Source organism: Ruegeria sp. AL3, assembly GCF_056536065.1.
Genome location: NZ_JBQFJG010000001.1, coordinates 560,021 through 586,518, shown reverse-complemented (window position 1 = coordinate 586,518; position 26,498 = coordinate 560,021). Strand labels below are relative to the sequence as shown.

The window sequence follows — 26,498 nt, the reverse complement described above, 5'->3', positions numbered from 1 at the left end:
AAGGGAACTCCTGTCTGGAAAAATCAGCCTCCGTCGCTTACCCATGAGGCAAAGGGACGTCAACAGCCGCGAAAGGCCATCCCAATGAGCAGTGAGCATTACACACCCGCCGTTAACCCGTTGCCGCCCGTTGTGGTGGCGCTGGTTCTGTTCATCATCGGCGTCGAACTGGCCTTCACGCTGGGATCGCGCGGTTTGATCGGAGGACCGGCGGCCGTGGGTTGGCGTCTGGACGCGATACAGCACTATGCCTTCTCGGCGGATATTTTCGATTGGATGGTGCTGAACGGGCGTTGGCCGTTCGAACATCTGGTCCGGTTCGTGACCTATCCCTTTGTATCCGCCAACTTTACGCAGGCGATTTTTGTCTGTGTCTTCGTTCTGGCGATGGGAAAAATGGTTGGTGAGGTTTTCGGTGGTGTCCCCATGCTGCTGATCTTCGTCGTCTCGGGGATTGGCGGCGCGTTGAGTTATGCCGTTTTGCTGGACCCGCGCTATCCCCTGATCGGAGGGTTTCCACCTGTTTATGGCCTGATCGGAGCATTCACGTGGTTGTTGTGGCGCAAACTGTCGCTTGTGGGGGCAAATCAGGCGAGGGCGTTTCAGCTGATCGCCGTTCTGATGGGCATTCAGTTCCTGTTTGGTCTGATCTTCGGCGGAAACGCGGAATGGGTCGCCGATCTGGGCGGGTTTGCCACCGGCTTTGGCATGTCATTTCTGGTGGCGCCGGGGGCCTGGGCCCGGATCGTCGGGCGCATCCGCCGCGATTGATCAGGCCCGGCGCAAGGCGCGTTTGAACTCTGACAATTTGAACGCTCCCAGGACATGACCAAGACAGAAATACGAGACGGCGGCGACCACGATCAGGACCAAAAGCGCAAGATAGCGCCAGCCGGGAATGTCCAGCGTCCAACCCAAGAAGTGGATCAACGCAAACAAGACCGCGCCCATGCCGACCGAGGCCAGAACGATCCGTCCCGCACGTGCCCTGAAACGGTCATCGAAACGCGCTTCTTCGCCCATGCGACGTGCCCCGATCGCCAGAAGAACAACCATGACCCAGCCGGCAGTTGACGCGGCAATCGCAGGGGCGATCCAACCCACCAGCGGAAATAGGCCAAACGCCAAGGCCGCGTTCACGACCATTGCGACCACCGCATAACGGAACGGGGAACGCGTATCCTCGCGCGCAAAGAAAAGGGGTTGCAGCAATTTTTGCAGCATGAATGCAGGCAGACCGATGCCATAAATCGCGACCGCCAGCGCTGTCGCAGCGGTATCCTCGGGACTGAACTGTCCCCGTTCGAACAGCACCGAAACCAGCGGGTTCGGGATGATCAGGAACGCCACGGTCGACGGCAGCGTCAACAGCAGCATAAATTCCCCGGCGCGGGAAAACGCGTTGCGGGCTCCTTCCTTGTCGTCGACGCGCAGGCGGCGGGACAGGTCTGGCAGCAGGACAATGCCAATGGCGATTCCGACGACGCCCAAAGGCAGTTGGTACAGGCGATCCGCGGCAAACAGCCAACTCACGGCCTTTTCAGTCTTTGATGCCACCAGTTGTCCGACCACCAGATTGACCTGCGTAACCCCCATGGCCAAGGCGGCGGGAACCGCGATGCGGACCATCCGGCGCATATGGGGCGTCAGGTGGGGCAGGCCGGGTCGGATACGGATACCGGCACGCTCGGTCGCCACCCAGACCAGCACCAGTTGTGCGACGCCGGCGACCGGAATGACCGAGATCAGCCATCGTATCACCTCACCGCCAGAGATGGCCCCGGCGATCAGCGCGGTGCAGGCAAAGATGTTCAGCAAAACAGGTGCCGCTGCGGCCGCTGCGAACCTGCCGGTTGCGTTCAATACCCCCGAAAACAACGCCGCCAAGGACATGAAAAGGATATACGGGAACACGACATAGCCATAGTCCACGGCCAGATCGAAACGTTCATCCCCATGGAACCCTTCGGCCGTCAGCCACACCAGACCCGGCATAAAAACCATGGCCAGCCCGACCAGCGCCAGAACGGCCACGGCCAACAGATTGAACGCATCCTGCGCGAACCCCTGGGGGTTCTCGTCTGCCTCCAGCCGTTTCGAGAACATGGGCACAAAAGCCGCGTTAAACGCGCCTTCGGCGAAAAAGCGGCGGAACATGTTCGGCAGGCGAAAGGCCGCGACGAAAGCATCCATCACCGGCCCGGGGCCGATGAAGGCGGTCAGCAGAATTTCCCGCAGAAACCCCAGTATTCGACTGGCCAGCGTCCAGAAGCCGACCGTAAACAGGCCTGAAAACAAACGGATTTGCTTCATGAGGCCGCACGCTCGGCGCCTTCGGTGATCGCCTTGCGCAGCTTGGCCTCAAGCCCACGTTGCTTGTTTTCCGAATGATATTTCAAGCCGAACATATCCTTGACGTAAAACGTATCGACCACCTGTTCGCCATAGGTCGCGATCACGGCATTGGCGATGTAAACATTCGCTGCGGCGAGGGTCCGGGTCAGATCAAACAGCAGACCCGGACGGTCGCGGGTGTCCACTTCGATGATCGTGTATATTTCAGAGCCATCATTGTCGAAGGTGATATGCGTTGGAACGTTGAAGGCACGCTCGCGTTTCTTGATCTTGTCGCGTGATTTCAACGCCTCCTTCGCAACCACTTCGCCGCGCAGCGTCTTGTGGATCATCTGCGTAAGACGTGGCAGGCGTGAGGCTTCAAACGGGTGCCCTTCGGCGTCCTGAATCCAGAATGCATCGGTGACATAGCCGTCTTTGGTCGTATAGCTGCGCGCATCCACGACATTCGCGCCGACCAGGGCCAGCGCGCCGGCAATGCGGGCAAAGATACCGGGGTGGTCGCCCATTGCAAAACAGGCTCGGGTTGCGTCGCGATCCTCGTCCGGTTGCAGGCGGATCTCCATCGCGCCGGGGTCGCCGCTTTGTTCCAGCGCACGCAGCATGTTCGCAAACTCGACATGTGTGGCCAGATTGAGACCCTGCCAATACGGGTCATAGTGGCGCCCCGTCTCGGATTTGAGATCGGCCTTGGACCAGGCCGCCAGTTCGGTGCGCAGGGCCTTTTTTGCCTCGGCGCCGCGATTGGCGCGGTTGAGGTCCTCCATCCCGGTCTCCAGCGCGCGCTTGGTTTCGGCGTGAAGGGCACGCAAAAGCGTGGCTTTCCAGTTGTTCCAGGTGTTCGGTCCCACGCCGCGAATGTCGCAGACGGTCAGAACGGTCAACAGATCCAGCCGTTTGACGGTTTGAACTGCCTTGGCGAAATCGCGCACTGTGCGGGGGTCTGAAATGTCACGTTTCTGTGCCATGTCGGACATGAGCAGGTGATAACGCACCAGCCATTCGACCGTTTCCGAATCTGCTTTGTTCAGGCCCAGTCTTGGTGCCACCTTGCGCGCGATCTGTGCTCCAAGAATCGAGTGATCCTCGGGTCGCCCCTTCGCGATATCATGCAGCAACAGGGCGACATACAGCACCTTGCGGTTGACCCCACCTTTCAGAATCGAAGAGGCAAGAGGCAGCGATTCAATCAACTCTCCGCGTTCGATCTGGGCCAAGTTCACGATGCACTGGATGGTATGCTCGTCCACCGTATAGCTGTGGTACATGTTAAACTGCATCATTGCCACGATGGGCTCGAATTCGGGCAGGAAGGCTGACAGCACACCCAGTTCGTTCATCCGCCGCAAGGCACGCTCTGGGTTGCCGTGTTTCAGCATCAGGTCCAGAAAGATGCGCCGCGCCTCTTTGTCATTGCGCATTTCGTCGTCGATCAGATGCAGATTTGCCGCCACCAGACGCATGGCATCCGGATGGATCAGCATTCCTGTTCGCAAGCCTTCTTCGAACAGGCGCAGAAGGTTTACCTTGTCGGACAGAAATTTGTCAGGGTCCGCTACGTCCAGACGACCGTGAACAACCCGGTATCCCGCTTTGATCCGCCGGCGTCTGCGGAAAATGCGCTCCAGCAATGGTGCGCCTTTCACGTGCAGCGCCTCAAGCTTCGTCAGAAAAATCCGCGTCAACTCGCCCACACGCGTGGCTTCGCGGAAATAGCGTTGCATGAACACCTCGACCGCCCGGCGACCGGCGTGATCCTCATAGCCCATGCGCGCGGCGACCTCGACCTGCATGTCAAAGGTCAGTTGCTCGGTGGCGCGACCCGTCACCAGATGCAGATGCGAACGAACGGCCCAAAGAAATTCTTCGGCCTGAACGAAGGTCTTGAACTCTTCCGGGGTGAACAGACCCAAAGGCACAAGTTCGGCCACGTCCTGAACGCCATAGATGTACTTTGCGATCCAGTAGAGGGATTGGAGGTCGCGCAACCCCCCTTTGCCCTCTTTCACGTTGGGCTCGACCTTGTAGCGTTCTCCCTGTTTCAGGTGCCGCTCATCTCGTTCGTTCAGTTTGGCTTCGATGAACTCCCGCTCGGTTCCTTTGAACAGCTCGGTTTTCAGGCGCCGTTCAAGCTCGTCGGCCAGCGCCTTGTCACCCGCCAGATAACGTTGTTCAAGCATTGCTGTGCGGATCGTGAAATCCTCGGTGCCCAGCCGAAGGCAGTCTTTGATCGTGCGCGAGGAATGCCCGACCTTAAGCCTGAGATCCCAAAGGATATAAAGCATCGATTCGATGACGCTTTCGGCCCAGGCCGTGATTTTATAGGGGGTCAGAAACAGCAGATCGACATCCGAAGAGGGCGCCATTTCACCGCGCCCGTATCCGCCAACGGCCAGTACGGCGATCTTTTCACCTTGTGTTGGCGTCGCAAGCGGATGCAGGCGCGTGCTGGAGACCAGCATCGCGGTTCCGACCAGCTGGTCCGTCAGGTAAGTATAGGAGCGGGTCAGCGCGCGCGCGTCGAACGGACGCTCGCTGAAGGCATCGGCGATGGCTTTGCGACCCGCTTTCTGAGCGTCGCGCAGAATGCGCACTGTTTCAGAGCGCATTTTGCTGTTGTCAGAGCTGGTCTCGAACACCTCGGCCAGCGCATCATTTACGCTGACGCTGTCAAAGATGTTTTCGGCAGGGCAAATTAGCGCGCCATCCGGCGCCATGGTCTCGCCCGATCGCTCAGAAACCGGCACCAGAGAAACTTTGCGGGGCAGGGTCAATCACAACCACCTGTTTATTCTGAATCGTCGCTACGGCAAGGCCGCGTTCATTGGTGCCGTTCGGGCGGAGGCGGAAGATACCGCCAACACCCTGGAAACCGGCATTTTGGGTCAGGGCAGCACCGGTCAGCGCATCGGATTTGCCCTGGCTGACCAAAGCACCAATCGCCGCAATGCCGTCATACGCCAGACCGCTGATCGGATGAGGCGCTTCTCCATATGTCGCGTTATACCGTTGACGATAGGCTTGGGCTTTGGACGGGTCGGGCAGGGCGAACCATCCCCCTTGCACGCCTGGCAGCTCCAGCGTTTGCGGGGGGATATCCCAACGGGTCAGACCGATGAATTGTGTCGTCGCCGGAGAAACGCCGGCCTCAGGCAGCAATTGCGAGAAAAGTGGCAAGGCACCCGCTGTCGTTGCCGTCATGAAAATCGAGTCCGCCCCTGTCGAATCGACGGTGGCCTTGATGGTGGGAACCGAGTTGATAACACCCTGTTGCGACCGGTCGTATCCGACCGTTCCCGCATTGTTGACCCGGCTGTTTGCCAGTGCATTGGCGATGGCAGCTTGCCCCACTTGCCCCGCGGCATCATTGCTGTGCACGATAACCGTGTTCGTTTTGCCTTGCCTGCCCGCATAATTTACCAGCCGGTTGGCGGTGTTTTCAAAGGTCGGTCCAAGTACAAATACATTGCCACCCGCAATGCTGGTGTTGTTCGAGAACGACAGGACATTCACGTTATTGTTCAGTACGGCCAGCCCGGCAGCGTTTGCCGCCTGGGCGTAAACAGGGCCGACAATGATCTTGGCGCCTTCGGCAACGGCCTGCTGGGCCACCGCTGTCGCCGTGGTCGGATTTCCTGCCGTATCGTAAACACGCAGGTCGATTTTGACGTTAGGCAGATCGGACATTGCCATACGGGCCGCATTCTCAAGGCTCTGCGCCAGCGCGGCGTCGCCCGAGCGGGGAACCAGCAAAGCAACCGGAACAGGATTCGACGTGTCAATCGAAGGGCCACCCCCAACGCCGCCGGGCTCACAAGCAGCCAGAAACGCTGCGGTCGTCAGGGCAATGGCGGCTTTCGCCAGCTTGCTTACGGGCTTGCAAACGGTAAACATCTAAATGAAAACTCCCTGATCCGGCGGCTGTGAATGCTTCTGTTCTGTTGAGCCGCGATAATAAACGTCACGCTGTGAGGGTCCAGCTTTGAATTTCCAAAAGATCAGATTGGCTGCGGGCCTGTATTTTGTTGCCACTCCGATCGGAACCGCGCGCGATATTACGCTCAGGGCGCTGGATGTTCTGGCCTCGGCCGATGTGATAGCGGCGGAGGACACCCGGAGCCTGCGGCGGTTGATGGAAATCCATGGCATCCCGCTGGAGGGTCGGCATATCCAGGCCTACCATGATCACAGCGGCGCCGGGGCGCGTGGCAGACTTATGGATGCCCTGGCGCAGGGGCAATCTGTCGCCTATGCATCCGAGGCGGGTATGCCACTGATCGCTGATCCGGGATATGATCTGGGCAAGCAGGCGGCCGAAGCCGGGCATATGGTGACCTGTGCGCCCGGGGCATCCGCCGCAATAACAGCGCTGACCCTGGCGGGCCTGCCAACGGATTCATTCTTCTTCGCAGGTTTCTTGCCCAATGCATCGGGCGCACGCCGGACCCGGATTGAGACTTTGAAAAACATACCAGGCACCTTGGTGTTCTACGAATCCCCCAAACGCGTCTCGGCCAGCCTTGCAGATCTTGCGGATTGCCTGGGGGCAGACCGTCAGGCGGCCTTGTGCCGTGAACTGACGAAAAAGTTCGAAGAAATCCGCCGTGGAAGACTGGCCGATCTGGCGGCAGAAATTCAGGAAAAACCGGTCAAGGGTGAGATCGTTCTGCTGGTGGACCGTAGTCATTCGCAAAGTGTCAACGAATCCGACGTAGAAGAGGCTTTGAAGCGAGCTTTGGAAACCCACTCGGTTCGGGACGCAGCGGATCTTGTGTCAGAAATGTATGATCTGCCGCGCCGTCCGATTTACCAGAAAGCTCTGAAACTGGGAAAGGGATGACATGGGGCGGCGTGCAATTCAGGGCTCGGTTTCCTATCAGGCGGGGCAGTCGGCCGAGCTTCGGGTCGCCTCGGACTATGAGCGCCGGGGTTTTGCAATTGCGCATCGCCGGTGGCGGGGTGCCGGTGGTGAAATCGATCTGATTGTGCGGGATGGCGACGGGCTCGTGTTCATCGAGGTCAAGAAAAGCTCCAGTTTCGAAAAAGCTGCAGCCCGGATCAGTCAAAGACAAATTGACCGAATCTGTGCCTCGGCCGCGCAATACCTGGAAAACGAACCGGGTGGGCAATTGACCAATGTCCGATTTGACGCGGCACTGGTAGATGGCACTGGCGCGGTTCAAATCATCGAAAACGCCTTCGGTCACGCCTAAGCCCCATTGAACCCTCAGGCCTGCTGGGCCATGTATCTTGCGTGAAACTGAGGGACACGACATGAAAATCGCCTTTCAAATGGACCCGATCGGGGCCGTGGACATCAACGCCGACAGCTCATTCCGTCTGGCGGAGGAGGCGCAGGCGCGCGGTCATTCGTTGTTTTTCTATGGGCCGGATCAGCTGGCCTATCAGGAAGGTCGTATCACGGCGCGCGGCCATGACATGACCGTGCAGCGGGTCGCCGGCGATCCGGCGATTCTGAGCCCCGAACGTGAAGTTGACCTGGCCGATTTCGACATGGTCTGGCTGCGTCAGGATCCACCCTTTGACATGCATTACATCACGTCCACCCATCTGCTGGACCGCCTGAAAGGGCAAACGCTGGTGGTCAACGACCCGTTCTGGGTGCGGAACTATCCTGAAAAACTGCTGGTTTTGGATTTCCCTGACCTGACGCCGCCGACAACGATTGCCCGTGACATAAAAACGATCAAGGCGTTCAAGGAAAAGCACGGCGATATCATCCTAAAGCCGCTTTATGGCAATGGCGGTGCGGGCGTGTTCCGACTGGATGCCAATGACCGCAACCTGACCTCTCTGCACGAGCTGTTCACGGGGTTCTCGCGCGAGCCTCTGATCGTGCAAAAGTTCCTGCCGGATGTCAGCAATGGCGACAAGCGGGTGATCCTCGTGGACGGTGAACCGGTTGGCGCAATCAACCGGGTGCCAGCCGCGGGCGAAACGCGGTCAAACATGCATGTGGGCGGACGCCCGGAAAAGGTCGGGTTGTCAGAGCGTGATCTGGAGATCTGCGCAGCCATCGGACCGCTGCTGAAAGAAAAAGGCCAGATTTTTGTCGGGATCGACATCATTGGCGACTATCTCACCGAAATCAACGTGACCTCGCCCACCGGCATTCAAGAGCTGGAACGGTTCGACGGCGTGAACATCGCCGAGAAGATCTGGCAGGCGATTGAAGCCAAGATCTAAGCCATGACCCGGGCGCTGATGCGAAAGCTCAGCGCCTCTGCAACATGTGGCCTGCGGATGTCGGCTGAACCGTCCAGATCGGCGATCGTCCGCGCCACCCTCAGGATCCGATGAAAGGCACGCGCCGATAGGCCGAACCGATCTGCGGCCTTCAGCAAAACGGCTTTTCCTTCTGCATCGGGTGTTGCGATCTGTTCCAGAACTTTGCCTTCGGCGTCGGAATTCTGACGCAGGTCCGGCATTCCCCGAAACCGCTCTGCCTGTATGGCGCGGGCGTTTTCAACCCGCGCAGCAACTGTCGCCGAGCTGTCGCCGGATGGGGGCAGATCAAGATCGGTGAAGCCCACGGGCGGAACTTCGATCCGCAGGTCGAACCTGTCCATCAGGGGCCCCGAGATACGGTTCAGATAATCCTCGCCGCAGCCGGGTGCGCGAGAGCAGGCGCGCGATGGATCCGTCAGGTAGCCGCATTTGCACGGGTTCGCGGCGGCCACCAGCATGAAACGGCAGGGGTATTTCACATGGGCATTGGCACGCGCCACCATGACTTCTCCGGATTCTATTGGCTGGCGCAGGGTCTCCAGAACCGAACGGGGAAATTCGGGGAACTCATCCATGAACAGCACGCCGTTATGCGCCAATGAGATCTCACCGGGCTTGGCACCTTTGCCCCCGCCGACAATGGCTGCCATCGAGGCCGTATGATGCGGTTCCCGAAATGGACGCGTGCGGTTGATGCCGCCTTCATCCAGCAACCCGCACAGGGACTGGATCATCGAAGCTTCCAACGCTTCGACTGCGGTCAGCGGTGGCAAGATGCCCGGAAGCCGTGCGGCCAGCATGGATTTGCCCGACCCCGGCGTGCCGATCATGATCAGATGGTGACGCCCGGCTGCCGCGATTTCCAAGGCGCGCTTGGCGCGTTCCTGCCCCTTTACATCGCGCAGATCCCGCACGCTGGGCGCCAGATTCACCTCGCCGGGTTGTGCCGCCGGCAAAGGGCACTGTCCCGAGAAATGGCGGACAACATCGCCCAGGGAACCCGCGCCGATAACCTGAGTGGCGTCGACCCATGCAGCCTCGGCGCTGGAGGCTTTGGGACACAGCAACATGCGATCCTCTGACGCGGCCGTCATGGCCGCGGGCAGGGCGCCGACGACAGGCACCAGAGATCCATCAAGCGACAACTCTCCCAGTGCAACTGTTCCTTCGGCGGCATCGGCTGGGATGACCTCGAGTGCCGATAACAGCGCGACTGCGATGGGCAGGTCGAAATGGCTGCCTTCCTTGGGCAGATCCGCAGGAGACAGGTTGATCGTAATTCGTTTCGACGGCAGAGCGATGGCCATCGCACTCAGCGCGCTGCGGACACGGTCGCGGGCTTCGGACACGGCTTTATCGGGAAGGCCAACGATGGAAAAGGCCGGCAAGCCGGGCGATACGGCACATTGCACCTCGACCGGGCGGGCTTCGACGCCGTGAAAGGCAACAGTGTGGGCGCGGGCGACCATGGCAGTCCTGTTCTTGGTTAACAGGGTGTTGCTGCCATGATTGTGGTTTAAGAGTCGTTAACGGTTGCGCGCAATGCAGCGAATTTTGGCCACGCGTCGGGATCGGCAATTGTTTTGTCGCGGCAGAATGGATTGCAGAAGCCCCAGCATTTTCCATCCAACTCCAGAAATTCCGCAACGGGTTTGCCGGAATACGGGCAAACTTGGTTGATTGACGGGCCGGAGACCGGCTTGGCGGTTGAAACCCCTCCGATCGGCCAGGGCTTGGACGGCAAATCCTGACGATAGGGAAAAGGGTCGTATCTGACAGTCAGGCCCATTGCGCGCCATTGTCTGACGGCGGGGTCTGACAACAGGTCCAGGCAATAGGTCCGGTTCGCCTTGGAAACTGGCAGCCCATATCCGATGATCCGCGCTGCGACAGGTGAGTAAAACACGTCCACCAGCGAATACGCGCCGAACAACGGGCCTTGTCCCGCACCGGACACTTTGCGTGCATGGTCCCAGAGTATTTCGATGCGTGCCAGATCTGCCAGTGTTTCATCTGAGGGGTCGAAACCCTGCCAGACGTGCAGCAATTGCATCGGGCATTCATCCCGCAAGGCACCAAACCCTGCCACCATCTCGGCGCATAGCCAGCGGGCGGTTGCCCGGGCGGCGGGATCTGATGGCCACAACCCGGCATCAGGGTGGCGCTCGGCCAGGGTTTCAGCCATGGCCAGGCTTTCGCCCACCACAGTTCCTTCCGGCAGGCGCAGGGCAGGCACAAGTCGCGCTGGGGCCAAGGGCTCCATATCCTGTGCCATGGTGCCCGAATACAGGCCAATCATGTGGCTTCTGTAGGGAAGGTTGAATTTCTCAAGCATCAACCAGCCACGCATTGACCAGCTGGAGAAGAGGCGGTCGCCGATATACAAATCATATGTCATACGCAGACGATGCCGCAGGTTCGCAACCCGGTAAAACAGTGATTTGTGTGGGGTCTGTTCACGGAAGGTGATTGATCGTACCGACGGACCACCTGCCTGCGTCGATCAGGATATCCGTTACCGACAGGTTGTCGATTCGGTGTGAAAAGGTCTGTTGTCCGTCCAGATCAAGGGCGCGCTGCACTTGCGTGAGGATAACGCCGAAATGCGCGACGATGACCAGATCGCGGCCTGAATGTACTGAAACAAGCGTGTCGATCGCCGCATCAACCCGATTGCGGACGTCGTTCCAGCTTTCACCTTTCGGAGCGCGGACATCGCCGGGGTTGTCCCAATATGAAAAGGCCAGTTCCGGGTCTTCGGCTTCGATTTCGGAAAATCCGCGCAACTCCCAGTCGCCAAAATGGATTTCCCGCAAGCCCGGATGATGGGGAAGGCGTTGACGTTGACCTTGTATGGCCGTGGCGGTGTCAACCGCCCGTGACAGATCGGACGAGATCACAAGCGCCTTGGGCGGCAAATGGTCGTGCAGACGTTTCAGTGCGGCTGTATCGCTAAGGTCAGCGGGCAGGTCGGACCAGCCGACCATGGTTTTCGCATGTGTCGGCCCGTGTCGAACAAGGTGAAGGCGCATCACGGCATTTGCCCTTTCAGAACCAAGGGCAACCCGACAGTGATCTGCACCACCAGATCGGCCTGCGCTGCAAGCGCGATGTTCAGCCGCCCCTGTGCTTCGCGAAACCGGCGGGCCAGGGCGTTGTCCGGGACAATGCCGTGGCCAACTTCGTTCGAGACGATCACGATTTGCGCAGGGCATGCACGAAGGGCGTCAAGCAGGGCGGTTTGTGCCGCTTCCAGATCGGTTTCGGCCAGCAGGTGGTTGCTCAGCCACATGGTGGCGCAGTCAATCAGGCAAATCTGATCGGGCGACAACGTGGCCAGAACCGGCCCCGGGTCGAAGGGTTCTTCAACCGTGGTCCAACCGTCGCCGCGCTGTTCAAGATGGCGCTCAATCTTCTGGCGCATCTCGTCATCAAACACTTGTGATGTCGCAAGGTAAACTCGGCTTTTCCCCTGAGAAACAACCAGTTCTTCGGCGAAAACCGACTTGCCCGACGCGGCCCCGCCCAGAACCAAGGTTAAATCCGGCGACACAGTACTTACCTATAGTTGATCCGTTTGGTGCTGTTTTGCGTAATGGTCATAGGTCGGCAAAGCAAGTCTGACCAGTACCTGCAAACAGGGGAGAGGTTTATGGCACTGGATAATGCGACGGACTTTTCGATGTCCCGGCAAGCAATGAAGGCCGAGCTGCTGGATGCGGAAACCGAACTGAAACTGGCTTATGCATGGCGTGATGAGCGTGATGAACAGGCGTTGCACCGTCTGATCACCGCCTATATGCGTCTGGCGATTTCGATGGCGGCCAAGTTCAAGCGCTATGGCGCGCCGATGAATGATCTCATTCAGGAAGCAGGCCTTGGCCTGATGAAGGCCGCAGACAAGTTCGACCCAGATCGCGGCGTGCGGTTTTCGACCTATGCCGTATGGTGGATCAAGGCAAGCATTCAGGACTATGTGATGCGGAACTGGTCCATGGTTCGGACCGGGTCAACCTCATCTCAAAAATCGCTGTTTTTCAACATGCGTCGCGTTCAGGCCCGGCTGGAACGGGAAGCCGCCACCGAAGGGCAGGAGTTGGACCGTCATCAGTTACACCAGATGATCGCCACGGAAATCGGTGTGCCGCTGCGCGACGTCGAGATGATGGAAGGTCGTCTGTCCGGCTCTGATTTTTCGCTGAATGCGGTGCAATCCGCTGATGAGGATGGGCGCGAGTGGATCGATGCCCTGGAAGATGACCGCGAGCAGGCAGCCGAAGCAGTTGAACACAGCCATGATACCGAACAGTTGCGCAAGTGGCTGTTGACGGCGATGAATGCCTTGAATGATCGCGAGCGTTTCATTGTGCGCGAGCGCAAGCTGCGAGACCCTGCGCGAACCCTGGAAAGCCTGGGAACCGAGCTGGGTCTGTCAAAAGAACGTGTACGACAGCTTGAAGCCGCAGCCTTTGCGAAAATGCGCAAGAACCTTGAAGCCCAGTCGCGCGAGGTGCAACACTTCATCGCATGAAACAGTTTGCGATTCTTGCGTTTGTTCTGGGTCTTACGGTTGCGGCAGCGCGACCGGGGCTGGCAGATAGACTTGTTCCCGCTGATGCCATGTCCGCGATGCGGGACGCCGATGTCTTGATATTGGGGGAAGTTCACGACAACCCGACGCATCATTTGGTGCAGGCCGAGGCGCTTGAAGCTGTTTCACCTTCGGCCGTCGTCTGGGAAATGGTCACGGAAGAGGGCGCGCAGAGACTCGCTCAGAAAGCTGTGTCAAACCCGGAAGAACTGAGCCGCATTCTGAAATGGGCTGAAAGTGGCTGGCCGCCGCTCAGCATGTATTATCCGGTGTTCGAGGCGTCAGGCGCGCCGGTTTACGGGGCTATGGTTCCGCGTGCTGCCGCGCGTGCCGCGATGGAACGCGGTGCCGCCACGGCGTTGGGGGCAGACGCGGCGCGTTATGGTCTGACGGTGCCTCTATCGCCCGAAGAACAGGCCGCGCGCGAAGCCGACCAGTTGGCGGCGCATTGCGATGCGCTTCCGGCTGAAATGTTGCCCCAGATGGTAGCGATTCAACGATTGCGCGATGCTGTGCTGGCCCGTGCCGTGGTCCGTGCGATGGACGAAACCGGGGGTCCGGTTGCCGTGATTACTGGAAATGGTCACGCGCGAAAGGACCGGGGCATACCGACCTATCTAGCGCGCCTCAGACCAGGTTGGAAAGTCGTGGCCGTCGGACAATCCGAGGATGGAGCGATCGACGGAGAATTCGATATCGTGATTGATAGCCCTACGGCCGAGCGCGAAGACCCCTGTGCGGCATTTCAGGTTCAGAATTAATCGCTGGAACTACCTGCGGGCCTTGCCTAATGTCGGGGCCGACCGGGACGGGAAGGGCTGAACATGCTGTCATCCAAACGCATTCTGCTGATTATCGGTGGCGGAATCGCGGCCTACAAATCGCTGGACCTGATCCGCAGGTTGCGCGAGCGTGGCGCGGACGTAACCCCTGTATTGACGCGCGCTGCGGAAGAGTTTGTGACGCCGCTGTCCGTATCGGTTCTGGCAGGTGAAAAAGGCTATCGCGATCTGTTTGATCTCACCGATGAGGCCGAGATGGGGCATATTCAACTGTCCCGCTCTGCGGATCTGATCGTCGTGGCCCCCGCAACGGCGGATCTGATGGGCAAGATGGCCGCAGGGTTGGCCAACGATCTGGCCTCGACCCTTCTGATGGCCACGGACACACCCGTTCTGTGTGCGCCCGCGATGAATGTGCGGATGTGGACCCACCCGGCAACACAGCGAAACCTGAAGCAGCTGCAAGCGGATGGCGTGCGCTTTGTGGGCCCGAACGAAGGCGACATGGCCTGTGGCGAATACGGCCCGGGGCGCATGTCCGAGCCGCTGGAAGTTGTCACGGCGATTGAGGCTCGGTTGTCTGCGGGGCCTTTGACGGGCAAGCGGGTGCTGGTGACGTCCGGCCCGACGCATGAGCCGATAGATCCGGTCCGGTATATAGCCAACCGCTCGTCCGGGGCCCAAGGTGCCGCCGTAGCCCGGGCGCTGGCGGAATTGGGGGCCGAGGTGACCTTTGTGACTGGCCCGGCAGACGTGCCGCCCCCGGCGGGTGTGCGGGTCGTACCTGTCGAAACCGCGCAACAGATGTCTGATGCGGTTGATGCAGCTCTGCCCGTCGATGCCGGAATATTCGCGGCTGCGGTCGCGGACTGGCGTGTCGCCAGCGCGTCGGACAAGAAGCTGAAGAAAAGTCGCGATGGCCTGCCGGTACTGGAATTCGCCGAAAACCCGGACATTCTGAAACGTGTTTCCGGGATGGGCGCGAACCGTCCGCCATTGGTTGTCGGCTTTGCGGCCGAGACGGACAATGTGATCGAACACGCCACGGCCAAGCGTCTGCGCAAAGGCTGCGACTGGATCGTCGCCAACGATGTCAGCCCTGCAACAGGCATTATGGGCGGGCCAGAGAATGCGGTCATCCTTATTTCGGACAACGGGGCCGAGGAATGGCCTCGTATGGGCAAAGACGAAGTTGCCCGGCGTCTGGCGGCGAAAATCGCGGACGCGTTGGCAGGCTGAAGGAAAGGCAAGGGCATGGTTGCAATCCGGGTGATCCGCGAAGACGGGGCAGACCCCGCCGTGGCGCTTCCCTCTTACGAAACCTCGGGGGCGGCCGGCGCGGACGTGCGTGCCAATCTGCCCGACCGCGCGCCGATTACGCTGGACCCCGGTCAGCGGGCGCTGGTGCCGACCGGCCTGCGCATTGAAATCCCGCAAGGGTATGAAGTTCAGGTTCGGCCCCGCTCGGGCCTTGCGTTGAAACATGGGATTACACTGCCCAACACGCCGGGCACCATTGACAGCGACTATCGTGGGCCCTTGGGCGTGATCGTGATGAATGCGGGCCAGGAACGGTTCGAGATCGCCCACGGAGATCGTATCGCGCAGCTTGTGGTCGCGCCGGTGGTGCAGGCCAGGTTTGAACTGGCTCAGGCGCTGGGCGAAACAGATCGTGGGGCTGGCGGTTTCGGCTCGACCGGGCGCGGCTGATGCTGTTGGTTTTCATCCTGGCTGCGGGGCTTTGGGGCGTCGGTTATATCGCCGGCACGTCGAAAAAAGCGCGCATGGTTTCCGTGAGTGTGTTGTTGGCCGGCGTCATACTGTCCCATCTAATCTTGCCGGATGGGCACCCTCTTCGCGAAGCAACGGGTGGGTCTGCGGCGCTTTGGCTGATCCTCGTGGGTTTCGCGGCGCTGGCTTTGCTGTATGGCAGAATACTCAAAGCCTTACGCAACCGCGCAGTTTCAACTTCGGAACCGGAGCCCGACATGCCCTCGGACCGATTTACCGAGGCCGAGCTGGACCGCTATGCCCGCCATATCGTGTTGCGCGAACTGGGTGGGCCCGGTCAGAAAAAACTTAAGAAAGCCCGCGTGCTGGTGATCGGCGCAGGTGGTCTGGGCGCACCTGCGCTGCAATATCTGGCGGCTGCGGGTGTCGGCACGATCGGGATCATCGACGATGACGTCGTCGAGAATGCCAACCTGCAACGACAGATCATTCACCGCGACGCGGATATTGGAATACCCAAGGTCTTTTCGGCCCAGCAGGCGATGGAGGCGCAAAACCCGAACGTCGTTGTTCTGCCCTATCACCGCCGCTTGAGCGAGGAAATCGCCACTGACCTGTTTGCAGACTTCGATCTGATTCTTGACGGAACCGACAATTTTGAGACCCGGTATCTGGCAAACCGAACCGCTGTCGCGCTGGGCAAACCGCTGATTTCGGGGGCTTTGTCGCAGTGGGAAGGTCAACTGAGTGTGTTTGACCCCGCCAGTGGCAGCCCCTGCTATCAGTGTATCTTCCCAGAGGCCCCGGCCCCCGGTCTGGCCCCGTCCTGTTCCGAGGCCGGAGTGATCGGCCCGCTGCCGGGCGTCGTCGGATCAATGATGGCGGTCGAGGCGATCAAGGTGATAACGGGCGCCGGCGTGGCGCTGCGCGGCGAGATGCTGATCTATGACGCGCTGTACGGCGAAAGCCGCAAGATTGTTCTGACCCGCCGGGGCGATTGCCCTGTTTGTGGCATGAGAAACGATTAACCTTTCTTCACATGGGTTGGGTGTTCTGGAACACCCGGCCGTGGCGACATAGCTATGGGATCAAAGGAGATCCGCATGACCAACCCAATCCTGTCCAACTGGACCACACCGTTTGAAATCGCCCCTTTTTCCGATATCTCGGATGATGATTTCTCGCCGGCACTGGAGCAGGCGATGAAAGAGCATAACGCCGAGATTGACGCGATAGCGGCAAATCCGGATACCCCCACATTCGCCAACACGATCGAGGCGCTCGAGGCTGCGGGCGGGCAACTGGACAAGGTTCTGTCGGTCTTCTTCACGATTGCGGGCGCGGACAGCAACCCCAAGCGGGAAGAACTGCAACGCGCGTTTTCCCCCAAGCTTTCGACGCATTTTTCGGGCATTTCTTCCAACAAGTCGCTGTTCAAGCGTGTGGCCGACCTATGGGCACGGCGCGATGATCTTGACCTGACCGAGGAACAGGCGCGTGTGCTGATGCTGACCCACCGGGGCTTTGTGCGTGCCGGTGCGGCTTTGGTAGGGGACGAAGACACCCGTATGCAAGAGATCAAGTCGCGCCTTGCGTCGCTGGGCACCTCGTTTACCCAGAACCTGCTGGCGGATGAGCGGGACTGGTACATGGATCTGACCGAAGGGGATCTGAACGGCCTGCCGGATTTCGTCGTGGACGCGGCGCGTGCCGCGGGGCAGGAGAAGAAGGCACAGGGGCCGGTGGTCACCTTGTCACGGTCGCTGATCGTGCCGTTTCTGCAATTCTCGCCCCGCCGGGACCTGCGTGAAAAAGCCTATCGCGCCTGGGCCGCACGCGGTGCCAATGGGGGCGAGACAGACAACCGAGACATCGCGGCCGAGATTCTGGCCTTACGCCAAGAACGTGCCAAGCTTCTGGGCTATGACACGTTCGCCGACTACAAGCTGGAAACCGAGATGGCGCGCACGCCGGATCGGGTGCGCGAACTGTTGATGCAGGTTTGGGAACCGGCCAAGTCCCGCGCAGACGCCGACGCGGATGTTCTGACGCAGATGATGCAGGAAGACGGCATCAACGGCCCGCTGGAAGCTTGGGATTGGCGGTACTATGCTGAAAAGCGGCGCAAGGCGGAACATGATCTGGATGAGGCTGCGTTGAAACCCTATCTGCAACTGGATCGTATGATCGAGGCTTCGTTTGCCTGCGCCAACCGGCTTTTCGGGCTGGATTTCAAACCGTTGGACGTACCCCTCTATCACCCGGATTGCCGGGCTTGGGACGTTACCCGCGACGGGCAGCATATTGCCGTATTTATCGGAGACTACTTTGCACGAGGGTCCAAGCGGTCAGGCGCCTGGTGCAGCGCGATGAGGGCGCAGGCCAAATTCCCGAAGAAGCAGACACCGGTTGTCATCAATGTCTGCAACTTTGCCAAAGGGGATCCCGCATTGCTGTCCTATGATGACGCGCGGACCCTGTTTCATGAATTCGGCCATGCCCTGCATCAGATGCTGTCCAACGTGACATATGAAAGCATCTCGGGCACGTCCGTGGCGCGCGATTTCGTAGAGTTGCCCAGCCAGCTTTACGAACACTGGCTGGAAGTGCCCGAGGTTCTTGCCGAGTTTGCGACCCATGCGGAAACGGGCGAGCCGATGCCGCAGGAAATGCTGCAAAAGGTGCTGAAAGCGGCCAATTTCGATCAGGGTTTCCAGACGGTGGAATATGTCGCCTCGGCCCTTGTTGATCTGGCCTTCCACGATGGCGAGGCACCGGCAGATCCGATGGCGAAACAGTCAGAAGTTTTGGCCAGGTTGGGGATGCCGAAAGCCATTGGAATGCGCCACGCTACTCCGCATTTCGCGCATGTCTTTGCAGGCGATGGCTACAGCTCGGGGTACTACAGCTATATGTGGTCCGAAGTGATGGATGCCGACGCCTTTGCCGCCTTTGAAGAGGCGGGAGGTGCCTTTGACCCCGAACGCGCCAAAGCGTTGGAGGACAACATCCTGTCCACTGGCGGTTCGCGCGAGGCAGAAGACCTGTATCTGGCGTTCCGGGGAAGATTGCCGGGGGTTGACGCCCTGTTGAAAGGCCGCGGTCTGATCGCGGCCTGAAATCAGTAGCCCAAAGCGCGATCCACCAGGTGCACGAAGGGCTCTCCGGCTTCGCCACGCCGGATGTTTTCGCAAATGACCTGCGCGGCTGTGACCGGGCGGGTCTCGGACGCGATATGAGGGGTCACCGTCACGTTCGGATGTGCCCAATACGGATGATCGGGGGGCAGGGGCTCGACCCGGAACACATCCAGCGTCGCGTGACCGACCTGACCCGCGTTCAAGGCATCCAGCAGCGCATCGTCATCGATCAGGGGTCCGCGACCCGGGTTGATGATCCGCGCGCCCTTGGGCAGCAGGGCCAGCGTTTCAGCATTCAACGCGTTTTCGGTGGCAGCGGTGTCAGGCAGCAGCAGAACCAGTATCTCGGCCCGGGAAAGCGCGTCACGCAGACCGTCAGGACCATGCAGGCAGGTTACGCCGGGGATGCCCTTGGCGGTGCGGCTCCAGCCTGTGACCGTGAAATTCAGCGAGGCCAGGGTGCGGGCCGCGGCTTCGCCCAACGCGCCGAGGCCCAGAATGCACACTTTGCGCTCTTGCGCCAAAGGTGGGGCATCCGGGGCCCAGACGCCATCCTGGATGGTGATGTGGCGATCCATTCCCAGATGATAGCGCAGCACATGGCCCACCACCCATTCGGTCATACCTTGCGTCAGCCCGTGATCCACCATTCGCGCCAAGGGGACGGTCAGCGTGTCATTGTCCGCGATCTTTTCAACCCCAGCCCAGAGGCTCAGAACCGCCTTCAGGCGTGTAAAGGGCGAAAAATCCAGTAACCCGCCATTCGGAGCGTAGACAACGTAATCGACCTGATCCGGGTCAAATTCCGTACAGAGCCGCGCCTCAACGCCGGCCTCCGCAAGGTATCGAGTGAGCAGCGGTTCATACACGGGCCACAGGGCAGGGCGCGCGGAAAACAGTACGTTTACGGGCATCGGGGGCCTTTCGGATCAGCGGGGACGATGGATATGAGCGCTTTGGACGATGCCGAACGCGGCCATCAGCACCAGCATGGCCGATCCGCCATAGCTGACCATTGGCAGTGGGACGCCCACAACCGGTGCCATGCCCATCACCATCGACATGTTGACGGCAAAGAACAAGAAGAAGTTCAGCGCGATGCCCAGAGTAACCAGTGACGAGAACCGATCCTTGGTGGCCAGTGCGGTCGCCATGCAGAACACAAGGATCAGGGCATAGAGAATCAAGAGCGTGATGCCACCGACGAATCCGAATTCCTCTGCGAGGGTGGTGAAGATGAAATCGGTGTGTTTCTCGGGCAGGAAGTTCAGCCGGGATTGCGTACCCTGCATGAAACCGCGCCCGTTCCAGCCCCCGGAACCAAGGGCGATCTTGGATTGCGTGATGTGATACCCGGCACCCAAAGGATCGGTAGAGGGGTCAAGAAACGTGTCGATCCGGCGGAACTGATAATCCTTGAGCAACTGCCATTCGGTCCCGCGACTGTTGAACACGGCGGCGATCAGGCCCACGACGGCGGCAATGACGGCTGCAAAGTAGGCCCAGTGGACACCCGCAAGAAACATCAGCCCGCCACCGGCAGCCAACAGCAGGATCGACGTGCCGAGATCCGGCTGTTTCAGAACCAGCAGGGTTGGCAGGACAATCAGGGCCACGGGAACAAAGACCCAAAGAGGGCGCGACGTCTTGTGCGATGGCAGCCAGTCGTAATACGCCGCCAGAACCATGACCAGGGCCACCTTCATGACTTCTGAGGGTTGCAGGCGCATGAACCCAAGGTCGATCCAACGCTGCGCGCCCATGCCGATGGTGCCGAACAACTCCACGAATACCAGCAACGCGACCGACCCGAGATAGGCCAGCACGGACATGTTGCGCCAGAACCAGATCGGAACCAAAGCAATGATGAACATCGCGATCAGGCCAAGCCCGAACCGCTCCATCTGTGGTTCCGCCCAGGGTGTCCACGACCCGCCTGCAACCGAATACAGCATCAGGAACCCTGCGCTGGCCGTGCTGATCAGCAACAGGGTCAGCGGCCAATTCATGTACAGGAATTTCCGAAACCCCGACGGCGTGGATTTCACGGCATATTCAAGATAGCTCATGCGCGGTCCTTTCCGTCGGGACGCGCTTTGGGGCGACGGTCGCCCTCGAGCCGTTTTTGCTGTTCCTTGATCCGCTCGCGGTCGGCAACCGGATATGCCTCAAGCGGCGGGGTACCGTTGTAGAGCGCCTGAAGCATGATATCGCGGGCGACCGGTGCCGCCGCCTTGGACCCGCCGCCGCCATGTTCAACGACCACGGCAACCGCGTATTTCGGATTGTCATAGGGCGCGAAGCAGACGAACAAGGCGTGGTCGCGACGCTCCCATGGCAGGTCTTCGTTGCGGATCACGCCGGCGGCACGTTCGGCCTTGGTGATGTTGCGGACCTGGCTGGTGCCGGTTTTGCCGGCCATGCGGAACTCGTCTGCGATGATGCGGCTGCGATAGGCCGTCCCACGCCGATCGTTCGAGACCGAGTACATGGCCTTGCGCACCTGTTCCAGATTGTAGGCGTTGATGTCCAGCGGTTCCCCTGCGCCCGAAGGCTGTTCGACACCGTCGATCGAACGTACAAGGCGCGGTGTCACCGATCGGCCGGTGGCGATACGAGCCGTCATGACGGCCAGTTGAAGCGGTGATGCCAGCATGAACCCTTGCCCGATGGACGCGTTGGCCGTGTCGCCCACCAGCCAATCCTGACCGTGTGTCCGCTGCTTCCATTCCTGATTGGGGGCAAGTCCAGCGGCGACCGCCGACATCGGAATATCGTGTTTGACGCCTAGGCCCAAAGTACGAGCCATTTCGGATATCTTGTCGATCCCGACCCGCAAAGCCACGTCGTAGTAATAGACGTCGCAGCTGCGTTTCAGCGACAGGTTCAGATCGACCGTGCCATGCCCGCCGCGCTTCCAGCAGTGGAACCTGCGGCTGCCGACCTTTAGATGCCCGGGGCAATACACTGTGTTTCCAGGGCCTATCACGCCGGCCTCCAGCGCGGCCAATGCGGTGACCATCTTGAAGGTCGACCCCGGAGGATAAGTGCCTTGCACGGACTTGTTGGCCAGAGGGCGGTACTTGTCCCCCGTCAATGCCCGATAATCCGCGACCGAGATACCGCGCACAAACAGATTTGGATCAAAACTGGGTGTAGAGCTGACAGCGCGCAGGTCCCCGGTTTCGCAATCCAGAACAATTGCCGCCGCGCTTTCTCCTGCCAGCCGCGCTTGCGCATATTGTTGCAGGTCGGCATCGATCGCCAATTGCAAGTCCGCACCCGGCTGACCTTCCTGCCGGTCCAGCTCGCGCATGACCCGCCCTGTGGCATTGACTTCGACACGCTTTGCACCGGCTTTGCCACGCAGGGCTGTTTCCTGCTTGGCTTCCAACCCGACCTTGCCAATCTGAAACCTGGGAATTCGCAAAACCGGCTCGGGGTCTTCGAGCTTGCTGAGATCGTAGTCGCTGACCGGGCCGACATAGCCGACGATATGGGCGAAATCCTCATAGCGTGGGTATTGCCGTGTCAGGCCCACTTCGGGCGTCACACCCGGAAGGGCCGGGGCATTGACTGCGACTTTCGAGATGTCTTCCCAAGTGACCTGATCCGCCAGAGTGACCGGCAGGAACGGGGCTGATCGGCGCATTTCAGTCCGGGCGCGTTCGATCTCATCATCGTTCAGCGGGATGAGTTCCGACAATTTGGCAATCACCTTGTCGACGTCACCTGCGTCTTCACGCACGATGACGATGCGATAGGATGGTGAGTTCTGACCGATGATTTGACCATTGCGGTCATAGATACGTCCACGGGTTGGCGGGATGAGTCGAATGTTGATGCGGTTTTCTTCGGCCAGCAGGCGGTATTCGTCGGCCTGATCCACCTGCATGAAACGCATCCGTGCGGCCAGCCCGCCGATAAAAGCCGCCTGCAAACCGCCCAGCAGTAGCGCCCGGCGTGGCAGGCGTTTATAGGCAAGGCCCTGCGACTTGGGTTTGCGTTGTTTCATGCTCCGCCCCCTACGGCTCCGGCATCCGCAGCAGACAGGCGGTGGACGCCAAATACGCTTTGGCTCAACAGCACGATGAACGGGTAGAAGGCGATTGTCAGCACAAGTTGCATAACGACTGGCCACAAAGCGGCCTGCTGCACAGACAAGATCGACAAAACGACTCTGTTCGTCAAAAAGACCATGGCAATCACCACACCGACAGACATCCATTCTCCGACAAACCCAGTGTCCTTCATACCCGGAGCGGCAGAGCGCAGATAGGCTGTGCCAAACACCACCAGCGCAGCCAGAAGGCCGGGCGGGCGTTGCAGCAACAGATCCGCCATCAGCATGACAAACGCGACCAGCAGCGTGGGCACATAATCGGGGCGCCGCAATACCCAGGCAAAGGTCAGCGCAATCAATACATCAGGAAAAGGCCAGCGATCCGGTTGCGCATCAAGCGGCAGCAAATGCAGAAACAGAACGACAAAGGCCAGCGCAACGTAAAGGCCGCGCATGGCCCAGTTGTATGAGGCGGGCCTATCCATCGCTGACCTCATCCGGCACAAGCGCAGTTTCGGGCCGAGTTGGCCCGACGATCCCACCCGGATCCTGAATCGGCGGGGGCGAATGGAAGCGCAGAACACGAAGAAACTCGAGCCGTTCAAAATCTGCTGAAAGGCGAACGCGCAGGCGGCCGCCCGGATCTGCGGCGATCTGGCCGATCAAAAGGCCTGCCGGAAAAACGCCACCGTCGCCGGATGTGATCACCCGATCACCGGGGCGGACCAGCTCTCGGTTTTCAAGAAACTCGACCACTGGGGCCGGAGTATTGTCTCCTTTGATCAACGCGGTCTGGCCAGAAGGCTGAATCGTTGCCGGAATGGCGCTGGTGGCATCCGTCACCAGGATCACCCGAGCCGTGTCTGGCCCGACGCCGGAAATTCGGCCAACCAGCCCGATTCCATCCATCGTGGCCCAGCCATCAACGATCCCGTCGCGTTCCCCCACATTCAACAGGACGGACTGCCGAAAGGGTGATCCGCTGTCGGCCATCACAACACCCGTGATGTATGTCAGGCGCGGGTCGAGGCGGACATTGTTCAGATCCAACAGCCGCGCATTTTCCTGCTCCAATTGCAGTGCGGCCTCTTTCCAGGCACGCATCAGGCGCAGTTCGCTGCGCAGCTCGCGGTTCTGCTCGCTCAGACGCTGGTAGCTTTGGAAATCGCGCACAAGGTTCACAGCGGCGGTCACGGGCACCATGGCCCAATCCATCGATGGTACGACCGCGTCCACCACCTGCGCGCGGAACCGCTCGACGCGCGGGCTGTCGATCCGCCAAACCAGAAAGATACCCAGCAAGCACAGGATAACGATCCCCAACAACAAGCGGCGCAGAGGGGTCGTGTAGTCATCGCGCTGTGATCGGTCTTTTGCCACAGGTTACCTTCCCGTGCTGCTCGTGCCGAATTCAGACTGCCCCTAAAAGGTGCGCGCCTCAGCTTTCGTAGTCAATCGCGTGGCGCAGCTGTTTTTCGTATTCTAGCGCCTTGCCGGTGCCCAAAGCCACACAATTCAGGCTTTCGTCCGCGATGGACACGGCCAGGCCGGTCTGTTCGCGCAGGGCCAGATCCAGATCACCCAGCAATGCACCACCGCCTGTCAGCATGACGCCCCGATCCACGATATCGGCGGCGAGATCGGGCGGAGTGGTCTCCAGCGCGGTCATCACCGCTTCGCAGATCTGCTGGACGGGTTCCGACAGCGCCTCGGCGACCTGGGCCTGGCTGATCTCGATTTCCTTGGGTACGCCGTTCAACAGGTCACGACCCCGGATATGCATCGACTGGCCGCGGCCATCATCAGGCATCCGCGCCGTGCCGATCGTCGTCTTGATGCGTTCCGCAGTGGATTCACCGACCAGCAGGTTCTGCTGACGGCGCAGGTACGAAATGATGGCTTCGTCCATGCGGTCGCCACCTACGCGGACCGAGCGGGCATAGACGATGTCGCCCAGCGACAGAACGGCCACTTCGGTCGTACCACCGCCGATGTCGACGACCATGTTGCCGGTCGGGTCGGTGATCGGCATGCCCGCGCCGATGGCGGCGGCGATCGGTTCCGCGATCAGGCCCGCGCGGCGCGCGCCTGCGGACAAAACCGACTGACGGATTGCGCGTTTTTCGACTGGGGTCGCACCGTGAGGTACGCAGACGATGATCTTGGGTTTCGAAAAGGTCGAACGTTTGTGCACCTTGCGAATGAAGTGCTTGATCATTTCCTCGGCGGTGTCGAAGTCGGCGATCACGCCTTCACGCATGGGGCGGATGGCTTCGATCGAACCGGGCGTTCGTCCCAGCATCAGCTTGGCATCTTCGCCGACGGCCAGAACTTTCTTAACGCCGTCCTTGACGTGATAGGCTACGACCGAAGGCTCAGACAGGATGACACCGCGCCCCTTGACGTAAACCAGCGTGTTCGCCGTTCCAAGGTCGATGGCCATGTCCGCTGTGAACAGGCCGCCCAGATTGCCAAAGATCCCCATGTTTCCCCTGATCCTGTATGTCGGTTTTTCTACTGCCCGCGACTCGACGGTTCCGGGACGGATGACTTATAGGGTGCCATCACGCCCGGTAAAAGGGCTGATTCCGCGACAATCAGCACCTTTCCGCCTTATTGAATGGGACTTTAGAAGGCAAAATGCTCTCTTATCAACATATTTACCACGCCGGGAATCTGGCTGATGTCCAAAAGCACGCATTGCTGGCCTGGGTGCTGAATTATTTGACGCAGAAGGACAAGCCGCTCAGCTATGTCGAAACGCATTCCGGGCGGGGGCTGTACCAGTTGGACGCGGACGAATCCATGAGGACGGGCGAGGCGGCGGCGGGAATCGAGCGCGCGAAACGAGAAGGGTGGTTCGGCCCCGGACATCCGATGGCGCGGGTTCTGGAAAACATACGGGCCCGGCACGGCGACGCGGCCTATCCGGGGTCGCCGATGATTGCAGCACATCTGTTGAGGGATCAGGACAGTCTGCATTTTGCCGAGCTGCACCCCCAGGAACATGCCGCGCTGTCTTTGGCTATGTCGCCGTTCGGGGCGAAGGTGTATCGGCAGGACGGGTTTGAACTGGTGCAATCCCTGCTGCCTCCGACGCCGCGTCGGGGGCTATTGCTGATTGACCCAAGCTATGAGGTGAAGACCGACTACGATCGACTGCCCGCAGCGATTGCCAAACTGCACCGGAAATGGAATGTCGGGGTGATCGCGCTGTGGTACCCGGTTCTGAAGGACAAACGCCACGCCCGGATGATCGCGACGCTAAAAGCGCAAAACTTCCCCAAGGCCATTTGCCATGAGGTGACGTTCCCACCGGTGCGCGAGGGGCATCGGATGGTGGGGTCAGGGATGTTCATTCTGAACGCACCATTCGGCATCGAGGAAGAGACGACACGCCTGTCGCAGCTATTTGCAGGCCTCTGAGGCCAGCCAAAGAAATGCAACCGATACTCCCGCCCTGTTTGCCTGCATCAGAGATGCCGTCAAACATGTTGGGCAGCGCCGCGCGCGCTGCCGGGCCCAAAGCTGCAAGGGTGCTCGGCGCAGCCGGGCACCCGCAGGTGCGGGAGCCCCTCACCGCGCCA

General features: G+C 60.0%; 24 protein-coding genes. 11 read left to right on the top strand and 13 right to left on the bottom strand.

Annotated features, from left to right (window positions below; translation table 11 throughout):
• Positions 1–84 precede the first annotated feature (84 nt).
• Positions 85–771 carry a rhomboid family intramembrane serine protease gene (locus ACR3E6_RS02920; protein ID WP_171171106.1) on the top strand — a complete coding sequence of 229 codons (687 nt, stop codon included), beginning with the start codon at positions 85–87 and terminating at the stop codon, positions 769–771.
• Here ACR3E6_RS02920 and murJ read toward each other — a convergent pair whose 3' ends face one another.
• From murJ to ACR3E6_RS02905, 3 genes are read right to left on the bottom strand one after another with little or no spacing between them, the layout of a single operon-like run.
• Positions 772–2,313, bottom strand: coding sequence for a murein biosynthesis integral membrane protein MurJ (gene murJ, locus ACR3E6_RS02915; RefSeq protein ID WP_480485744.1), 1,542 nt, complete (start codon positions 2,311–2,313; stop codon positions 772–774).
• Positions 2,310–5,129 carry a [protein-PII] uridylyltransferase gene (locus ACR3E6_RS02910; protein WP_480485742.1) on the bottom strand — a complete coding sequence of 940 codons (2,820 nt, stop codon included), beginning with the start codon at positions 5,127–5,129 and terminating at the stop codon, positions 2,310–2,312. Before ACR3E6_RS02910 ends, murJ begins: the two co-directional genes overlap by 4 nt.
• Positions 5,089–6,249, bottom strand: coding sequence for a penicillin-binding protein activator (locus ACR3E6_RS02905; protein ID WP_171634868.1), 1,161 nt, complete (start codon positions 6,247–6,249; stop codon positions 5,089–5,091). The genes ACR3E6_RS02910 and ACR3E6_RS02905 overlap by 41 nt, the downstream gene beginning before the upstream one ends.
• A gap of 88 nt (positions 6,250–6,337) precedes the next feature.
• Here ACR3E6_RS02905 and rsmI point away from each other — a divergent pair, with 88 nt between their 5' ends.
• The 3 genes from rsmI to gshB all read left to right on the top strand — a co-directional run bounded on the left by rsmI (position 6,338) and on the right by gshB (position 8,562).
• Positions 6,338–7,195, top strand: coding sequence for a 16S rRNA (cytidine(1402)-2'-O)-methyltransferase (gene rsmI, locus ACR3E6_RS02900; RefSeq protein ID WP_480485739.1), 858 nt, complete (start codon positions 6,338–6,340; stop codon positions 7,193–7,195).
• Between the two features lies 1 nt (position 7,196).
• Positions 7,197–7,568 (top strand): YraN family protein, encoded by a 372-nt coding sequence (locus ACR3E6_RS02895; RefSeq protein WP_152456873.1) that lies wholly within the window; start codon positions 7,197–7,199, stop codon positions 7,566–7,568.
• 61 nt (positions 7,569–7,629) lie between these two features.
• Positions 7,630–8,562: a glutathione synthase gene (gene gshB, locus ACR3E6_RS02890; RefSeq protein ID WP_480485737.1), complete on the top strand. Its 933-nt coding sequence runs from the start codon at positions 7,630–7,632 to the stop codon at positions 8,560–8,562.
• Here the strand turns inward: gshB and ACR3E6_RS02885 are convergent.
• Genes ACR3E6_RS02885 through cobU form a run of 4 tightly spaced genes read right to left on the bottom strand, consistent with a single transcriptional unit; the run spans position 8,559 to position 12,157 of the window.
• Positions 8,559–10,073 (bottom strand): YifB family Mg chelatase-like AAA ATPase, encoded by a 1,515-nt coding sequence (locus ACR3E6_RS02885; protein WP_480485735.1) that lies wholly within the window; start codon positions 10,071–10,073, stop codon positions 8,559–8,561. The two genes, gshB and ACR3E6_RS02885, sit on opposite strands and share 4 nt — an antisense overlap.
• 47 nt (positions 10,074–10,120) lie before the next feature.
• Positions 10,121–11,002, bottom strand: a complete 882-nt coding sequence (locus ACR3E6_RS02880; RefSeq protein WP_480485733.1) for a glutathione S-transferase — start codon at positions 11,000–11,002, stop codon at positions 10,121–10,123.
• 58 nt (positions 11,003–11,060) lie between these two features.
• Positions 11,061–11,639, bottom strand: a complete 579-nt coding sequence (locus tag ACR3E6_RS02875; protein WP_480485731.1) for a histidine phosphatase family protein — start codon at positions 11,637–11,639, stop codon at positions 11,061–11,063.
• The gene (gene cobU / locus ACR3E6_RS02870; RefSeq protein WP_209834628.1) at positions 11,636–12,157 is read right to left on the bottom strand and encodes a bifunctional adenosylcobinamide kinase/adenosylcobinamide-phosphate guanylyltransferase; all 522 of its coding nucleotides are present in this window, start codon (positions 12,155–12,157) and stop codon (positions 11,636–11,638) included. The genes ACR3E6_RS02875 and cobU overlap by 4 nt, the downstream gene beginning before the upstream one ends.
• A gap of 99 nt (positions 12,158–12,256) precedes the next feature.
• Here cobU and ACR3E6_RS02865 point away from each other — a divergent pair, with 99 nt between their 5' ends.
• The 6 genes from ACR3E6_RS02865 (at position 12,257) to ACR3E6_RS02840 (ending at position 18,827) form a co-directional block, all read left to right on the top strand.
• A complete protein-coding gene (locus ACR3E6_RS02865) occupies positions 12,257–13,135 on the top strand; it encodes an RNA polymerase factor sigma-32 (protein WP_152456879.1) in 879 nt (292 codons plus the stop codon).
• Complete coding sequence (locus ACR3E6_RS02860) at positions 13,132–13,956, top strand: ChaN family lipoprotein (RefSeq protein WP_171634850.1); 825 nt, start codon at positions 13,132–13,134, stop codon at positions 13,954–13,956. Before ACR3E6_RS02865 ends, ACR3E6_RS02860 begins: the two co-directional genes overlap by 4 nt.
• Before the next feature lie 63 nt (positions 13,957–14,019).
• On the top strand, positions 14,020–15,216 hold the full coding sequence (coaBC, locus tag ACR3E6_RS02855) for a bifunctional phosphopantothenoylcysteine decarboxylase/phosphopantothenate--cysteine ligase CoaBC (protein ID WP_480485728.1): 1,197 nt from the start codon (positions 14,020–14,022) through the stop codon (positions 15,214–15,216).
• A gap of 15 nt (positions 15,217–15,231) precedes the next feature.
• On the top strand, positions 15,232–15,687 hold the full coding sequence (dut, locus tag ACR3E6_RS02850) for a dUTP diphosphatase (protein WP_171634845.1): 456 nt from the start codon (positions 15,232–15,234) through the stop codon (positions 15,685–15,687).
• Positions 15,687–16,736 (top strand): HesA/MoeB/ThiF family protein, encoded by a 1,050-nt coding sequence (locus ACR3E6_RS02845; RefSeq protein ID WP_480485726.1) that lies wholly within the window; start codon positions 15,687–15,689, stop codon positions 16,734–16,736. The genes dut and ACR3E6_RS02845 overlap by 1 nt, the downstream gene beginning before the upstream one ends.
• A 75-nt stretch (positions 16,737–16,811) precedes the next feature.
• Positions 16,812–18,827: a M3 family metallopeptidase gene (locus tag ACR3E6_RS02840; protein ID WP_480485724.1), complete on the top strand. Its 2,016-nt coding sequence runs from the start codon at positions 16,812–16,814 to the stop codon at positions 18,825–18,827.
• Between the two features lie 2 nt (positions 18,828–18,829).
• Here ACR3E6_RS02840 and ACR3E6_RS02835 read toward each other — a convergent pair whose 3' ends face one another.
• The 6 genes from ACR3E6_RS02835 to ACR3E6_RS02810 are packed head-to-tail and all read right to left on the bottom strand — an operon-like array spanning position 18,830 to position 25,396.
• A complete protein-coding gene (locus tag ACR3E6_RS02835) occupies positions 18,830–19,762 on the bottom strand; it encodes a 2-hydroxyacid dehydrogenase (protein ID WP_480485722.1) in 933 nt (310 codons plus the stop codon).
• 15 nt (positions 19,763–19,777) lie between these two features.
• Complete coding sequence (gene rodA / locus ACR3E6_RS02830; protein WP_171634836.1) at positions 19,778–20,917, bottom strand: rod shape-determining protein RodA; 1,140 nt, start codon at positions 20,915–20,917, stop codon at positions 19,778–19,780.
• Positions 20,914–22,863 (bottom strand): penicillin-binding protein 2, encoded by a 1,950-nt coding sequence (gene mrdA / locus ACR3E6_RS02825; RefSeq protein WP_171331337.1) that lies wholly within the window; start codon positions 22,861–22,863, stop codon positions 20,914–20,916. The genes rodA and mrdA overlap by 4 nt, the downstream gene beginning before the upstream one ends.
• Positions 22,860–23,396 carry a rod shape-determining protein MreD gene (locus ACR3E6_RS02820; protein WP_171634834.1) on the bottom strand — a complete coding sequence of 179 codons (537 nt, stop codon included), beginning with the start codon at positions 23,394–23,396 and terminating at the stop codon, positions 22,860–22,862. Before ACR3E6_RS02820 ends, mrdA begins: the two co-directional genes overlap by 4 nt.
• Complete coding sequence (gene mreC / locus ACR3E6_RS02815; RefSeq protein ID WP_170346418.1) at positions 23,389–24,291, bottom strand: rod shape-determining protein MreC; 903 nt, start codon at positions 24,289–24,291, stop codon at positions 23,389–23,391. The genes ACR3E6_RS02820 and mreC overlap by 8 nt, the downstream gene beginning before the upstream one ends.
• Positions 24,292–24,349: 58 nt before the next feature.
• Positions 24,350–25,396 carry a rod shape-determining protein gene (locus tag ACR3E6_RS02810; protein ID WP_039523195.1) on the bottom strand — a complete coding sequence of 349 codons (1,047 nt, stop codon included), beginning with the start codon at positions 25,394–25,396 and terminating at the stop codon, positions 24,350–24,352.
• 155 nt (positions 25,397–25,551) lie between these two features.
• Here ACR3E6_RS02810 and ACR3E6_RS02805 point away from each other — a divergent pair, with 155 nt between their 5' ends.
• Positions 25,552–26,337 carry a 23S rRNA (adenine(2030)-N(6))-methyltransferase RlmJ gene (locus ACR3E6_RS02805; protein ID WP_209834617.1) on the top strand — a complete coding sequence of 262 codons (786 nt, stop codon included), beginning with the start codon at positions 25,552–25,554 and terminating at the stop codon, positions 26,335–26,337.
• The last annotated feature ends 161 nt before the right edge of the window (positions 26,338–26,498 follow it).

Bases quoted from the DNA above. Each gene is read 5' to 3' on its own strand.
- murJ (WP_480485744.1), bottom strand. From the start codon at position 2,313: ATGAAGCAAATCCGTTTGTTTTCAGGCCTGTTTACGGTCGGCTTCTGG.
- ACR3E6_RS02865 (WP_152456879.1), top strand. From the start codon at position 12,257: ATGGCACTGGATAATGCGACGGACTTTTCGATGTCCCGGCAAGCAATG.
- ACR3E6_RS02805 (WP_209834617.1), top strand. From the start codon at position 25,552: ATGCTCTCTTATCAACATATTTACCACGCCGGGAATCTGGCTGATGTC.
- ACR3E6_RS02840 (WP_480485724.1), top strand. From the start codon at position 16,812: ATGACCAACCCAATCCTGTCCAACTGGACCACACCGTTTGAAATCGCC.
- dut (WP_171634845.1), top strand. From the start codon at position 15,232: ATGGTTGCAATCCGGGTGATCCGCGAAGACGGGGCAGACCCCGCCGTG.
- ACR3E6_RS02920 (WP_171171106.1), top strand. From the start codon at position 85: ATGAGCAGTGAGCATTACACACCCGCCGTTAACCCGTTGCCGCCCGTT.
- rodA (WP_171634836.1), bottom strand. From the start codon at position 20,917: ATGAGCTATCTTGAATATGCCGTGAAATCCACGCCGTCGGGGTTTCGG.
- coaBC (WP_480485728.1), top strand. From the start codon at position 14,020: ATGCTGTCATCCAAACGCATTCTGCTGATTATCGGTGGCGGAATCGCG.
- ACR3E6_RS02880 (WP_480485733.1), bottom strand. From the start codon at position 11,002: ATGACATATGATTTGTATATCGGCGACCGCCTCTTCTCCAGCTGGTCA.
- ACR3E6_RS02905 (WP_171634868.1), bottom strand. From the start codon at position 6,249: ATGTTTACCGTTTGCAAGCCCGTAAGCAAGCTGGCGAAAGCCGCCATT.
- ACR3E6_RS02885 (WP_480485735.1), bottom strand. From the start codon at position 10,073: ATGGTCGCCCGCGCCCACACTGTTGCCTTTCACGGCGTCGAAGCCCGC.
- ACR3E6_RS02895 (WP_152456873.1), top strand. From the start codon at position 7,197: ATGGGGCGGCGTGCAATTCAGGGCTCGGTTTCCTATCAGGCGGGGCAG.
- ACR3E6_RS02860 (WP_171634850.1), top strand. From the start codon at position 13,132: ATGAAACAGTTTGCGATTCTTGCGTTTGTTCTGGGTCTTACGGTTGCG.
- ACR3E6_RS02820 (WP_171634834.1), bottom strand. From the start codon at position 23,396: ATGGATAGGCCCGCCTCATACAACTGGGCCATGCGCGGCCTTTACGTT.
- ACR3E6_RS02835 (WP_480485722.1), bottom strand. From the start codon at position 19,762: ATGCCCGTAAACGTACTGTTTTCCGCGCGCCCTGCCCTGTGGCCCGTG.
- ACR3E6_RS02810 (WP_039523195.1), bottom strand. From the start codon at position 25,396: ATGGGGATCTTTGGCAATCTGGGCGGCCTGTTCACAGCGGACATGGCC.
- ACR3E6_RS02845 (WP_480485726.1), top strand. From the start codon at position 15,687: ATGCTGTTGGTTTTCATCCTGGCTGCGGGGCTTTGGGGCGTCGGTTAT.
- gshB (WP_480485737.1), top strand. From the start codon at position 7,630: ATGAAAATCGCCTTTCAAATGGACCCGATCGGGGCCGTGGACATCAAC.
- mrdA (WP_171331337.1), bottom strand. From the start codon at position 22,863: ATGAAACAACGCAAACCCAAGTCGCAGGGCCTTGCCTATAAACGCCTG.